The organism is Flavobacterium sp. (assembly GCF_031363805.1).
Taxonomy (GTDB): domain Bacteria; phylum Bacteroidota; class Bacteroidia; order Flavobacteriales; family Flavobacteriaceae; genus Flavobacterium.
Map to the genome: position 1 here is coordinate 22771 of NZ_JANLVD010000019.1, position 11922 is coordinate 34692.

Here is an 11922-nt window from a genome sequence, read left to right on the forward strand (position 1 = left end):
ATTAAATTTATTGAGTGTTAAGTTTTTATCATTACCAATAACTTTAACATATTTTAATTATTTAACTATCATTAACTTATAACAATCATTATTTTTGTAGCTAATTTGATTAATTTAATTAACTAGATTGATTGTGTATTTAATTAATCTGTTTAAATCCGTGGAATTTACGGTAAAATATTTATTTGCTTTGCAGAATGTTGTGTTAAATAATATTATCAAAATCTTGCCTTAAAACTTAAATGCACTATTGAATTTCCTAGTTTTATATTTTGATTTTTAGTACTTCCATTGGCATAAATCAAATTAAAAAGTCCGTTTTTGGTAATTAATCCGAAACCAAAACCAAGCCCCAATAAATTATTCTTAATATTTGAGGTTTTGTCTTGATAATATCCTACATCTACAATTGTATGAAAATACAAACTAGGATTTGCGACATACCTATATTCTGTCAATAAAGAAGAAAATACATTTGCCTGAAGGCTGTTTTCACCGAAACCCCGAATTGAATTAATACCGCCAAAGCGATATAACTCATTAATAATATAAACATCACTATTCAAAAAATAATTTTGACTTCTTACATTAAAAATATTTTTTTTATTCAAATATATATTCTGACTCAAATTCACCAACGAGAAAAACTGGTTACTACTTGAGGTTTTTAATTGTCTTTTCCCAGTTCCAATTTTAAAATAAACAATTGTCTTTTCTGGAAATAAAAAATCGTCCTGATTTAAATTTATATAATCTAAATGCGAGGTAATAAACGAATTTTTGAAATCGCTCAAATTTGAACTATTAATGTTTTGAATATCGCTAGATTCTGTGCTCTGGTATCCTAGAAAAACTTTAGTATTATAATTGAAATAATAGCCTAGGTCAATTGAAGTTTGAGTATTTTGAAAAATACTATCTTGCTTAAATATATTCAATTGCGATTTTAAACCCAACGGACTTTTGAACAAATAAGGTATTTCAATAGCGCCATTGAAAGTTTTTTGATTTTTACCATCACTTCTCCATAAAATAGAAAATTTTTCGCCACCATTCAAAATGTTTTGCAATTGAAGATCCAAGTAACCATTGATTTCCAATTTCTTCTTTTCATTATTATTAAATCCTATAAAACCATCGAAAGTATTTGGTTTCGACTTTTCTAAGTAAACATACACTTTTGTAGAATCTTTAGTAAATAGAATTTCAGGATATTTGGGCTGACTCACAAATCTCAATTTTGCAAAGTCATCATGTATTTTCTTTAAATTTTCTTGGTTAAACACTTTATTTCGATACAATCGTTTAATATTTTTTTTATGACCTTCTGGAAATTTATCATATCCGTTAATCACAATATCGTCAAGTGTTCTTATTTTTTCCGCAACAATATTTAGTTCTGCAAATAATATATTTTTTTCTTTTCTATGGTTAATAAGCTTCAGTTGCGCCAATGAATATCCGTTTCTTTCTAATTGTAGAAGAGTCAAATTCATAAAATTTTCAGTTTCACTTATCAATATTTTCAAAGTATCTTTTTCAATATTTAAAAGTTTAGAATTTTCACCTATATATAGGTATATAAATTTCAATTTTTTCCCCAAATCAAAACGAATAGAAAATGTAGAATCATTAATTTTTAAAGGTTCACTCTTCTCATATTCCAAAAAACCGTTTTTCAATAATTTTTCAGAAAACAAATTAAGTTCGTCAAGAACAGATTTTGTATTCAAATGCTTCTTTGAATATCCCAATGAATCAATAATTTTTTTATCAATTGCGTCATCGCTTTTAATTTGCAAATACGAGTTCTGTGCCAAATTAATTTGACAGCATAAAAATATAAATAAACAGAAAATAAATTTCAAAGTAGATTTTTTTAGATTCATAACGAACAAAAGCCCCATTTCTTATCAGAATTCAAATGTATAATAATATATAGGAGAAATCAACCTTAATCAAATTACGATTTGAAGCACAACATTTAATTAAATTTCAACATTATTCCCGCCATTCGTTGCAATCTGTCATTGCGAGGAACGAAGCAATCTTGCGATTTTATGGCACCCATTCCTCGCAATCACAGGATTTCCACTGCTGTCGGGGCTAAAATTCAACTTTTCAAATTCTTAAAGCTTTTAAATTTAATAAAATGTTAGCTGTTTATTGTATTGTATTAAATGCAAAATATTTTTTCAAAGCCATTGTATATTCAATTGAACAACAAATATTTAATTCAGACAAAAATTAATAGATTAACATTTGTTTCCTTAAAAATATTTTATACATTTGCAACCCCGTAAAAAGCGGGATATTTATAAACAAGTAATTTTTAGTATTTAATTATGCCAACAATTCAACAATTAGTAAGAATAGGAAGAACCAAAATGACTAAGAAGTCTAAATCGGTGGCGCTAGATTCTTGTCCTCAAAGAAGAGGTGTTTGTACGCGTGTTTACACTACGACTCCAAAAAAACCAAACTCAGCCATGCGTAAAGTAGCGCGTGTACGTTTGACAAATGGAAACGAAGTAAATGCCTACATACCTGGAGAAGGACACAATCTACAAGAGCACTCGATAGTATTAGTTAGAGGTGGGAGGGTAAAAGATTTGCCAGGAGTTAGGTATCACATTGTTCGTGGTGCGCTTGATACATCAGGTGTAGCAGGAAGAACACAAAGAAGATCTAAGTACGGAGCAAAACGCCCAAAGGAAGCAAAAAAGTAATTAATTAGTGAAAAGTTAAAAAGTGAAAAGTGAAAAGCCGTTATTTTTATAAGGCTTTAAACTTTGAAACTTTAAAACTTTTTTAAAACAAAAAGACATGAGAAAAAGAGCGGCAAAGAAAAGACCACTTTTACCAGATCCAAGGTTCAATGACCAATTGGTAACACGTTTTGTAAACAACTTAATGTGGGATGGTAAAAAATCAACAGCTTTCAAAGTATTTTATGATGCTATTGACATCATCGAATCAAAAAAGCAAGATGCAGAAAAATTATCATTAGATATCTGGAAAGATGCCTTAACCAATGTTATGCCTCACGTAGAAGTACGTAGTCGTAGAGTAGGTGGAGCTACATTCCAAATTCCAATGCAAATACGTCCAGACAGAAAAATTTCCATGGCAATGAAGTGGTTAATACTTTATTCAAGAAAAAGAAATGAAAAGTCTATGGCGCAACGTTTGGCTTCAGAATGCTTAGCTGCGGCTAAAGAAGAAGGAGCGGCTGTTAAGAAAAGAATGGATACTCACAAAATGGCAGAGGCTAACAAAGCATTCTCTCACTTTAGATTTTAATTCTTAAGAAATGGCAAGAGAACTTAAATATACACGAAACATAGGAATTGCTGCTCATATAGATGCTGGTAAAACAACAACAACAGAGCGTATATTATTCTACACAGGAAAATCACACAAAATTGGTGAAGTGCACGATGGTGCTGCAACAATGGACTGGATGGCACAAGAGCAAGAAAGAGGTATTACTATTACTTCTGCTGCTACCACTTGTGAATGGAATTTTCCAACAACTCAAGGTAAACCTTTACCTGAAACATTGCCTTACCATTTTAATATTATCGATACCCCAGGACACGTTGACTTTACAGTTGAAGTGAATCGTTCTTTGCGTGTACTTGATGGACTGGTTTTCTTATTTTCTGCTGTTGATGGTGTTGAGCCACAATCAGAAACTAACTGGAGACTTGCTGATCAATATCGTGTACCACGTATCGGTTTTGTTAATAAAATGGACAGACAAGGTTCTAACTTTTTGATGGTATGTCAACAAGTAAGAGATATGCTAAAATCGAATGCAGTTGCAATCACTTTGCCAATTGGTGAAGAAAATGATTTCAAAGGTGTGGTAGATTTAGTAAAAAACCAAGCGATAGTATGGGATGAAGAAGGTATGGGAGCAACTTACGAGATTGTGCCTATTCCTGCTGATATGCTTGACGAAGTTAAAGAATACAGAGGAATTCTTATCGAAGCAGTAGCTTCTTACGATGAGAATTTGCTTGAAAAATTCATGGAAGATGAAAACTCTATTACGGAGGAAGAAATCAATACAGCTTTAAGAGCTGCCGTGATGGATATGGCGATTATTCCAATGATTGCTGGTTCTTCTTTCAAAAATAAAGGAGTTCAATTCATGTTGGATGCAGTATGTAAATACTTGCCATCTCCAATGGATAAAGAAGGAATTTGGGGAATTGACCCAGATGACCAAGATTTATTAGAAGAAGATCAGACCAAAATATTACGTAAACCAGATGTAAAAGAGCCTTTCGCTGCTTTAGCATTTAAGATTGCTACTGACCCATTCGTAGGTCGTTTGGCTTTCTTCCGTGCTTATTCAGGAAGATTGGATGCTGGATCATATGTTTTAAATACACGTTCTGGTAACAAAGAAAGAATTTCTCGTATCTACCAAATGCACGCCAATAAGCAAAACCCAATCGAGTACATCGAGGCGGGAGATATTGGAGCGGCAGTTGGATTTAAAGATATTAAAACTGGAGATACATTGTGTGATGAAAAACACCCAATAATTCTTGAGTCAATGAAATTTCCTGCACCAGTAATTGGTATTGCTATCGAACCAAAAACAAAAGCAGACGTAGATAAAATGGGTATGGCTTTGGCTAAATTAGCTGAAGAAGATCCAACATTTACAGTAAGAACGGATGAAGCTTCAGGTCAAACTATTATATCAGGTATGGGTGAACTTCACTTAGATATCTTGGTGGATAGAATGAGACGTGAATTCAAAGTTGAAGTGAATCAAGGTGAACCTCAAGTTGAATACAAAGAAGCATTTACAAGATCTGCAACACACAGGGAAACTTACAAGAAACAATCCGGAGGTCGTGGTAAATTCGGTGATATCGTATTTACGCTTGAGCCAGCTGATTTGGTTGATGGTAAAGCTCCTGTCGGATTACAGTTTGTAAATGCTGTAAAAGGTGGTAACGTTCCTAAAGAATATATTCCATCTGTAGAAAAAGGTTTCCGTGAAGCTATGAAAACGGGTCCTCTTGCAGGATATCAAGTAGATAGTTTGTAAGTAACTTTAACAGACGGATCTTTTCACCCAGTCGATTCTGATGCACTTTCTTTTGAACTTGCAGCTAGAATGGGTTATAGAGAAGTAGCTAAAGCTGCTGGAGCAATCGTTTTGGAACCAATCATGAAAATGGAAGTGATTACACCTGAAGAAAACATGGGAGATATCGTTGGTGATATCAACCGTCGTAGAGGTCAAGTGAATGACATGGGTGACAGAAACGGAGCTAAAACTATCAAGGCTGATGTGCCTTTATCAGAAATGTTCGGATATGTAACTACATTAAGAACATTGTCATCTGGTAGAGCAACTTCAACTATGGAGTTTTCACACTATGCAGAAACGCCTTCTAACATATCAGAAGCAGTAATTAAAAAAGCAAAAGGTAACGCATAATTCTTAAGAAAATGAGTCAAAAAATCAGAATAAAATTGAAATCTTACGATTATATGTTAGTAGACAAGTCTGCTGAAAAGATTGTAAAAACTGTAAAAAGTACAGGTGCTGTTGTAACTGGTCCAATTCCGTTACCAACACACAAAAAACTTTTCACTGTATTGCGTTCTCCGCACGTTAACAAAAAAGCGAGAGAACAATTTGAAGTGATGTCATATAAGAGATTAATTGATATTTATTCTTCCTCTTCAAAAACCATTGATGCTCTAATGAAATTAGAGTTGCCTAGTGGAGTAGAAGTTGAGATAAAAGTATAATTATCTAATATAAAAAGTATTTGGGGATTAAGTTTTGAATATCAAAACTTAATCCCTACTTTTGCACACTCAAAAAAATAAGTAGTAATTTATAATTAATTAAATATGTCTGGGTTAATCGGAAGAAAAATTGGCATGACTAGCATCTTTGACGAAAACGGGAAGAATATTCCTTGTACCGTTATAGAAGCAGGACCATGCGTAGTTACCCAAGTCAGAACCATTGGTGTTGACGGGTATGAAGCCTTGCAACTTGGTTTCGATGACAAAAACGAGAAACATTCCACTAAAGCTGATTTAGGTCACTTTAAAAAAGCTGGAACTGTAGCTAAGAAAAAAGTCGTTGAATTTCAAGATTTTGCAACAGAACAAAAATTAGGAGATCTTATCGATGTGTCTATTTTTGTTGAAGGAGAATTTGTAGATGTACAAGGTGTGTCGAAAGGTAAAGGTTTTCAAGGAGTTGTTAAACGTCACGGTTTTGGTGGTGTTGGACAAGCAACTCACGGTCAACACAACCGTTTAAGAGCGCCAGGTTCTGTAGGAGCTTCTTCTTATCCATCTAGAGTATTCAAAGGAATGCGTATGGCTGGAAGAATGGGAGGAGACAATGTAAAAGTTCAAAACCTTAGAGTTTTAAAAGTAGTAGCTGAAAAGAACCTACTTGTTATAAAAGGATGTATTCCTGGATGTAACAACTCTTATGTAATCATTCAGAAGTAATGGAAGTAAAAGTATTAAATTTCAACGGAAAAGATACTGGAAGAAAAGTTCAACTTTCTGATTCAGTATTCGCAATTGAACCAAACAATCACGCAGTATATCTTGATGTAAAGCAATATCTTGCTAATCAAAGACAAGGAACGCACAAAGCAAAAGAAAGAGCTGAAGTTGCGGGAAGTACTCGAAAAATAAAAAAACAAAAAGGAACTGGTACTGCTCGTGCGGGTAGTGCAAAGAATCCATTGTTTAAAGGTGGTGGAACTGTTTTCGGACCTAGACCAAGAAGTTATTCATTCAAATTGAATAAAACTGTAAAACGTCTGGCAAGAAAATCAGCTTTCTCAATTAAAGCAAAAGAATCAAATATTATTGTTCTTGAAGATTTTAATTTTGAAACACCAAATACTAAAAATTTCATCAATGTTTTGAAGGCTTTAGGGTTAGAAAATAAAAAATCTTTATTTGTGTTGGGTGATTCAAATAAAAATGTATATTTGTCGTCACGCAATTTAAAAGCTTCTAACGTAGTAAGTAGCTCAGAATTAAGCACTTACACCATTTTAAACGCTAATACTTTAGTGCTTTTAGAAGGTTCAATAGAAGTAATTGAAGAAAATTTAAGCAATTAATAGGCCATGAATATCATTATTAAACCTATAGTAACAGAAAAAGTAACCAAACAAAGTGAACTTTTGAATCGTTTTGGTTTTGTTGTAGAGAAGAAAGCTAACAAAGTACAAATTAAGAAAGCTATAGAAGCTGCTTATGGAGTAAATATTGTAAGTGTAAATACAATGAACGTTAGACCAGACAGATCTACAAAATACACTAAAAGTGGGTTAATCACTGGAAAGACAAATGCTTACAAAAAAGCAATTGTACAAGTACAAGAAGGAGAAACAATAGATTTTTACAACAATATCTAATATTTAAAGATGTCAGTAAGAAAATTAAAACCTATTACCCCGGGTCAGCGATTTAGAGTTGTGAATGGTTTTGACGCCATTACAACTGATAAGCCGGAGCGTTCATTGATCGCACCGATAAAAAACTCAGGCGGTAGAAATAGTCAAGGAAAAATGACCATGCGTTACACAGGCGGTGGTCACAAACAAAGGTATCGTATTATCGATTTTAAAAGAACTAAAGACGGAATTCCAGCTTCAGTTAAATCTATCGAATACGATCCAAACAGAACTGCATTCATCGCTTTATTAGCTTATGCTGATGGTGAGAAAACGTATATTATTGCTCAAAACGGATTGCAAGTAGGTCAAAAAGTAGTTTCAGGAGAAGGTGCTGCACCAGAAATTGGAAATACTTTACCACTTAGCAAAATTCCTTTAGGAACTGTAATATCTTGTATTGAGTTACGTCCAGGTCAAGGAGCAACTATTGCTCGTTCAGCTGGAACATTTGCTCAGTTAATGGCAAGAGACGGGAAATACGCAACAATCAAAATGCCTTCAGGTGAAACAAGATTGATCTTGCTTACTTGTTCAGCAACTATTGGAGCCGTATCAAATTCTGATCATCAATTAATTGTATCTGGTAAAGCAGGTAGAACAAGATGGTTAGGTAGAAGACCAAGAACAAGACCAGTTGCCATGAACCCTGTCGATCACCCAATGGGTGGTGGTGAAGGACGTTCTTCAGGTGGTCACCCACGTTCAAGAAATGGTATCCCAGCTAAAGGTTATAGAACTCGTTCTAAGAAAAACCCAAGTAACAAGTATATTGTAGAACGTAGAAAGAAATAATAAGATATGGCACGTTCATTAAAAAAAGGACCTTTCGTACACTATAAATTAGACAAGAAAGTTCAAGAAAATATTGCAGGTGGAAACAAAGGTGTTGTAAAGACTTGGTCTCGCGCATCTATGATTACTCCAGATTTTGTAGGTCAAACTATTGCAGTTCACAACGGTCGTCAATTCGTACCTGTTTATGTTACTGAAAATATGGTAGGTCACAAATTGGGAGAATTTTCACCAACAAGATCATTTAGAGGTCACGCTGGAGCAAAAAATAAAGGTAAAAAATAAGAAGCAATGGGAGTTCGTAAAAGAGAAACAGCAGACGCAAGAAAAGAGGCCAATAAGTCTCTAGCCTTCGCAAAGTTAAATAACTGCCCTACTTCACCTAGAAAAATGCGCTTAGTTGCGGACTTGGTAAGAGGTCAGAAAGTGGAAAGAGCACTTAATATATTAAGATTTAGCTCCAAAGAAGCTTCAAGAAAATTAGAAAAATTGGTTTTATCTGTTATTGCCAACTGGCAAGCAAAAAATCCAGATGCTAATATGGAAGAAGCAGGCTTATTTGTAAAAACTATCACTGTAGATGGTGGAATGATGTTGAAAAGACTTCGTCCAGCGCCACAAGGTAGAGCACACAGAATTAGAAAACGTTCAAACCACGTAACAATCGTGTTAGGGGCTATTAACGATAACACACAAGCAAATTAATAAAGATGGGACAAAAGACAAATCCAATTGGAAATAGACTTGGTATCATCAGAGGATGGGACTCTAACTGGTATGGTGGAAATGACTACGGTGATAAAATCGCTGAAGACTACAAAATCAGAAAGTATATCCATGCTCGTTTATCAAAAGCTAGTGTATCAAAAGTAATTATCGAGAGAACTTTAAAACTTGTAACCGTTACTATCACTACTGCTAGACCTGGTATTATTATCGGAAAAGGTGGACAAGAGGTAGACAAGTTGAAAGAAGAACTTAAGAAAGTTACTGACAAAGAGGTTCAAATCAACATCTTTGAAATTAAAAGACCTGAATTGGATGCTTATCTAGTTGCGACTAGCATCTGTCGTCAAATTGAAAGCCGTATTTCATACAGAAGAGCTATCAAAATGGCAATCGCTGCATCTATGAGAATGAATGCAGAAGGAATTAAAGTATTAATTTCTGGTCGTTTGAATGGAGCTGAAATGGCACGTTCAGAAGGTTTCAAAGAAGGAAGAATTCCTCTATCAACTTTCAGAGCCGATATCGACTATGCTTTGGCTGAAGCACATACTACTTATGGTAGAATGGGTATCAAAGTATGGATCATGAAAGGTGAAGTTTATGGAAAGAGAGATCTTTCTCCACTTGTAGGTATGGATAAAAAACAATCCGGTACTGGTGGTGGTAAAGGTGGCGATGCTCCAAGAGGAGACAGAAAGCCTTTTAATAAAGGTGGAAAACCAGACGCTCGTAAAAGAAAGTAATTTTATTTAAATTAAAGAAAAATGTTACAGCCTAAAAGAACAAAATACCGTAAGGTACAAAAAGGTAAAATGAAAGGAAACTCTCAAAGAGGGCACGAACTTTCAAATGGAATGTTTGGAATTAAATCTGTTCATGAAGATGGAATGTTTTTAACATCACGTCAAATCGAAGCTGCACGTATTGCTGCAACTCGTTTCATGAAAAGAGAAGGTCAATTATGGATCAAAATATTCCCAGACAAACCAATAACAAAGAAACCTCTTGAAGTACGTATGGGTAAAGGTAAAGGTGCAGTTGAATATTGGGCTGCTGTTGTTAAACCAGGAAGAATTATGTTTGAAGTTGGAGGAGTTCCATTGTCAGTTGCAAAAGAAGCATTGCGTCTTGCAGCACAAAAACTACCATGTAAAACTAAATTCATCGTTGCTAGAGATTTCGAAGCATAATAAATATAATTATGAAACAATCAGAAATTAAAGATCTATCTGCCGCTGATTTACAAGCTAAGTTAGTTCAGTTAAAGAAAACGTATGGCGACATGAAAATGTCTCATTCAATTTCTCCAATTGAAAACCCACTTCAAATAAGAAGTTTAAGACGTTCAGTAGCAAGAATTGCGACTGAAATTAGCAAAAGAGAGCTACTATAATTGTATTCTGCTGAAAGATGGAAGATAAAAGAAATTTAAGAAAAGAAAGAGTTGGTGTGGTAACTAGCGACAAAATGGATAAATCTATTGTTGTAGCGCAAGTAACTAAAGTAAAACACCCATTATACGGTAAGTTCGTGTTGAAAACAAAGAAATTTGTAGCACACGACGAAACAAACGACTGTAACATTGGAGATACTGTAAGGATCATGGAAACAAGACCTTTATCAAAATCTAAATGTTGGAGACTAGTTGAAATCATTGAAAGAGCTAAATAATTATGGTACAACAAGAATCAAGACTTAGAGTCGCAGATAACACAGGAGCAAAAGAAGTTTTGACTATCCGTGTATTAGGAGGTACCAAAAGAAGGTATGCTTCTGTTGGAGATAAAATTGTAGTTTCAATCAAAGATGCAACACCTAACGGAAACGTTAAAAAGGGAACAGTATCTACTGCAGTTGTTGTAAGAACCAAAAAAGAAGTGAGAAGAGCCGACGGTTCTTACATCAGATTCGACGATAACGCTTGCGTATTGTTAAATGCTGCTGGAGAAATGAGAGGAACTCGTGTTTTTGGTCCTGTAGCAAGAGAACTTCGTGAAAAACAATTCATGAAAATTGTATCATTAGCGCCAGAGGTGCTTTAATTATTTATTAAGATGATAAAGTTAAAAATAAAATCAGGAGATATCGTTAGAGTTATTGCTGGAGACCACAAAGGTGCCGAAGGTAAAGTTGTAAAGGTTGATCGTGAGAAAAATAAGGCGATAGTTGAAGGTGTAAACATGGTTTCGAAACATACTAAACCAAGTGCAAAAAGCCCTCAAGGTGGTATCGTTAAGAAAGAAGCTCCTATTCAAATATCTAACATTTCTCTTATAGATCCTAAAACTAAGGAAACTACAAGAGTAGGAATTAGAGTTGAAGGAGATAAGAAAGTAAGATTTTCAAAAAAATCTAATCAAGTACTATAGTAATGGCTTATATACCTAGACTAAAAGAAGAATATAAGAGTAGAGTAATCTCTGCTCTTACGGAAGAATTCGGTTACAAAAACGTAATGCAAGTTCCAAAACTTGAAAAAATCGTGATTAGTAAAGGAGTTGGTGCAGCAGTATCAGACAAGAAATTGATCGATTATGCTGTAGAAGAATTATCGAAAATTACTGGACAAAAAGCGGTAGCTACTATCTCTAAAAAAGACGTTGCGTCTTTCAAATTGAGAAAAGGTATGCCAATTGGAGTTAAAGTAACACTTCGTGGAGAAAAAATGTATGAATTTTTAGATAGATTGGTAACTTCATCTTTACCACGTGTAAGAGATTTTAGTGGAATTAAAGCTACAGGTTTCGACGGTAGAGGAAATTACAATTTAGGAGTTCTTGAACAAATTATCTTTCCAGAAATTGATATTGATAAAGTAAATAAAATCTCAGGTATGGATATTACTTTTGTAACATCTGCTGCTACAGACAAAGAAGCCAAGTCATTACTAACTGAATTGGGTTTACCATTTAAAAAGAATTAA

General features: G+C 34.1%; 17 protein-coding genes and 1 pseudogene. 17 read left to right on the top strand and 1 reads right to left on the bottom strand.

Translation table 11 applies throughout. From position 1 onward, the window contains the following. Positions 1–218: 218 nt before the first annotated feature. On the bottom strand, positions 219–1820 hold the full coding sequence (locus RMN92_RS01220) for a hypothetical protein (protein WP_309607641.1): 1602 nt from the start codon (positions 1818–1820) through the stop codon (positions 219–221). Between the two features lie 525 nt (positions 1821–2345). Here RMN92_RS01220 and rpsL point away from each other — a divergent pair. The 17 genes and pseudogenes from rpsL to rplE all read left to right on the top strand — a co-directional run bounded on the left by rpsL (position 2346) and on the right by rplE (position 11922). Next, on the top strand, positions 2346–2729 hold the full coding sequence (rpsL, locus tag RMN92_RS01225; protein WP_011963473.1) for a 30S ribosomal protein S12: 384 nt from the start codon (positions 2346–2348) through the stop codon (positions 2727–2729). A 97-nt stretch (positions 2730–2826) separates the two neighbouring features. Beyond that, positions 2827–3303 (top strand): 30S ribosomal protein S7, encoded by a 477-nt coding sequence (gene rpsG, locus RMN92_RS01230; protein WP_309607645.1) that lies wholly within the window; start codon positions 2827–2829, stop codon positions 3301–3303. 10 nt (positions 3304–3313) lie between these two features. Then, positions 3314–5470 (top strand): annotated as a pseudogene (fusA, locus tag RMN92_RS01235) (elongation factor G). Positions 5471–5481: 11 nt separating this feature from the next. Next, positions 5482–5787 (top strand): 30S ribosomal protein S10, encoded by a 306-nt coding sequence (gene rpsJ, locus RMN92_RS01240; protein WP_040473603.1) that lies wholly within the window; start codon positions 5482–5484, stop codon positions 5785–5787. Positions 5788–5892: 105 nt separating this feature from the next. Then, a complete protein-coding gene (gene rplC / locus RMN92_RS01245; RefSeq protein WP_309607646.1) occupies positions 5893–6510 on the top strand; it encodes a 50S ribosomal protein L3 in 618 nt (205 codons plus the stop codon). Further along, entirely contained in the window at positions 6510–7139 is a 630-nt protein-coding gene (rplD, locus tag RMN92_RS01250) for a 50S ribosomal protein L4 (protein WP_309607647.1), read from the top strand. The genes rplC and rplD overlap by 1 nt, the downstream gene beginning before the upstream one ends. A 6-nt stretch (positions 7140–7145) precedes the next feature. After that, positions 7146–7436, top strand: a complete 291-nt coding sequence (gene rplW / locus RMN92_RS01255; protein ID WP_309607648.1) for a 50S ribosomal protein L23 — start codon at positions 7146–7148, stop codon at positions 7434–7436. Between the two features lie 9 nt (positions 7437–7445). Beyond that, complete coding sequence (gene rplB / locus RMN92_RS01260) at positions 7446–8270, top strand: 50S ribosomal protein L2 (protein WP_309607649.1); 825 nt, start codon at positions 7446–7448, stop codon at positions 8268–8270. A 6-nt stretch (positions 8271–8276) separates the two neighbouring features. Then, positions 8277–8555 (top strand): 30S ribosomal protein S19, encoded by a 279-nt coding sequence (rpsS, locus tag RMN92_RS01265; protein WP_007136562.1) that lies wholly within the window; start codon positions 8277–8279, stop codon positions 8553–8555. 6 nt (positions 8556–8561) lie between these two features. Continuing rightward, positions 8562–8975, top strand: a complete 414-nt coding sequence (gene rplV / locus RMN92_RS01270; protein ID WP_151107575.1) for a 50S ribosomal protein L22 — start codon at positions 8562–8564, stop codon at positions 8973–8975. Between the two features lie 5 nt (positions 8976–8980). Then, the gene (gene rpsC, locus RMN92_RS01275; RefSeq protein WP_116725063.1) at positions 8981–9742 is read left to right on the top strand and encodes a 30S ribosomal protein S3; all 762 of its coding nucleotides are present in this window, start codon (positions 8981–8983) and stop codon (positions 9740–9742) included. Positions 9743–9763: 21 nt separating this feature from the next. Further along, positions 9764–10189 carry a 50S ribosomal protein L16 gene (gene rplP / locus RMN92_RS01280; RefSeq protein WP_309607650.1) on the top strand — a complete coding sequence of 142 codons (426 nt, stop codon included), beginning with the start codon at positions 9764–9766 and terminating at the stop codon, positions 10187–10189. Positions 10190–10200: 11 nt separating this feature from the next. Next, on the top strand, positions 10201–10392 hold the full coding sequence (gene rpmC, locus RMN92_RS01285; protein ID WP_309607651.1) for a 50S ribosomal protein L29: 192 nt from the start codon (positions 10201–10203) through the stop codon (positions 10390–10392). Between the two features lie 17 nt (positions 10393–10409). Continuing rightward, positions 10410–10670: a 30S ribosomal protein S17 gene (rpsQ, locus tag RMN92_RS01290; RefSeq protein WP_309607652.1), complete on the top strand. Its 261-nt coding sequence runs from the start codon at positions 10410–10412 to the stop codon at positions 10668–10670. 2 nt (positions 10671–10672) lie between these two features. Next, complete coding sequence (gene rplN, locus RMN92_RS01295; RefSeq protein ID WP_309607653.1) at positions 10673–11041, top strand: 50S ribosomal protein L14; 369 nt, start codon at positions 10673–10675, stop codon at positions 11039–11041. Positions 11042–11053: 12 nt separating this feature from the next. After that, positions 11054–11368, top strand: coding sequence for a 50S ribosomal protein L24 (gene rplX / locus RMN92_RS01300; RefSeq protein ID WP_309607654.1), 315 nt, complete (start codon positions 11054–11056; stop codon positions 11366–11368). Positions 11369–11370: 2 nt separating this feature from the next. Next, positions 11371–11922: a 50S ribosomal protein L5 gene (gene rplE, locus RMN92_RS01305; RefSeq protein ID WP_309607655.1), complete on the top strand. Its 552-nt coding sequence runs from the start codon at positions 11371–11373 to the stop codon at positions 11920–11922.

Excerpts from the sequence above, each read along its gene's own strand:
- rpsL (WP_011963473.1), top strand. The coding sequence starts at position 2,346 with ATGCCAACAATTCAACAATTAGTAAGAATAGGAAGAACCAAAATGACT.
- rpsG (WP_309607645.1), top strand. The coding sequence starts at position 2,827 with ATGAGAAAAAGAGCGGCAAAGAAAAGACCACTTTTACCAGATCCAAGG.
- rpsJ (WP_040473603.1), top strand. The coding sequence starts at position 5,482 with ATGAGTCAAAAAATCAGAATAAAATTGAAATCTTACGATTATATGTTA.
- rplC (WP_309607646.1), top strand. The coding sequence starts at position 5,893 with ATGTCTGGGTTAATCGGAAGAAAAATTGGCATGACTAGCATCTTTGAC.
- rplD (WP_309607647.1), top strand. The coding sequence starts at position 6,510 with ATGGAAGTAAAAGTATTAAATTTCAACGGAAAAGATACTGGAAGAAAA.
- rplW (WP_309607648.1), top strand. The coding sequence starts at position 7,146 with ATGAATATCATTATTAAACCTATAGTAACAGAAAAAGTAACCAAACAA.
- rplB (WP_309607649.1), top strand. The coding sequence starts at position 7,446 with ATGTCAGTAAGAAAATTAAAACCTATTACCCCGGGTCAGCGATTTAGA.
- rpsS (WP_007136562.1), top strand. The coding sequence starts at position 8,277 with ATGGCACGTTCATTAAAAAAAGGACCTTTCGTACACTATAAATTAGAC.
- rplV (WP_151107575.1), top strand. The coding sequence starts at position 8,562 with ATGGGAGTTCGTAAAAGAGAAACAGCAGACGCAAGAAAAGAGGCCAAT.
- rpsC (WP_116725063.1), top strand. The coding sequence starts at position 8,981 with ATGGGACAAAAGACAAATCCAATTGGAAATAGACTTGGTATCATCAGA.
- rplP (WP_309607650.1), top strand. The coding sequence starts at position 9,764 with ATGTTACAGCCTAAAAGAACAAAATACCGTAAGGTACAAAAAGGTAAA.
- rpmC (WP_309607651.1), top strand. The coding sequence starts at position 10,201 with ATGAAACAATCAGAAATTAAAGATCTATCTGCCGCTGATTTACAAGCT.
- rpsQ (WP_309607652.1), top strand. The coding sequence starts at position 10,410 with ATGGAAGATAAAAGAAATTTAAGAAAAGAAAGAGTTGGTGTGGTAACT.
- rplN (WP_309607653.1), top strand. The coding sequence starts at position 10,673 with ATGGTACAACAAGAATCAAGACTTAGAGTCGCAGATAACACAGGAGCA.
- rplX (WP_309607654.1), top strand. The coding sequence starts at position 11,054 with ATGATAAAGTTAAAAATAAAATCAGGAGATATCGTTAGAGTTATTGCT.
- rplE (WP_309607655.1), top strand. The coding sequence starts at position 11,371 with ATGGCTTATATACCTAGACTAAAAGAAGAATATAAGAGTAGAGTAATC.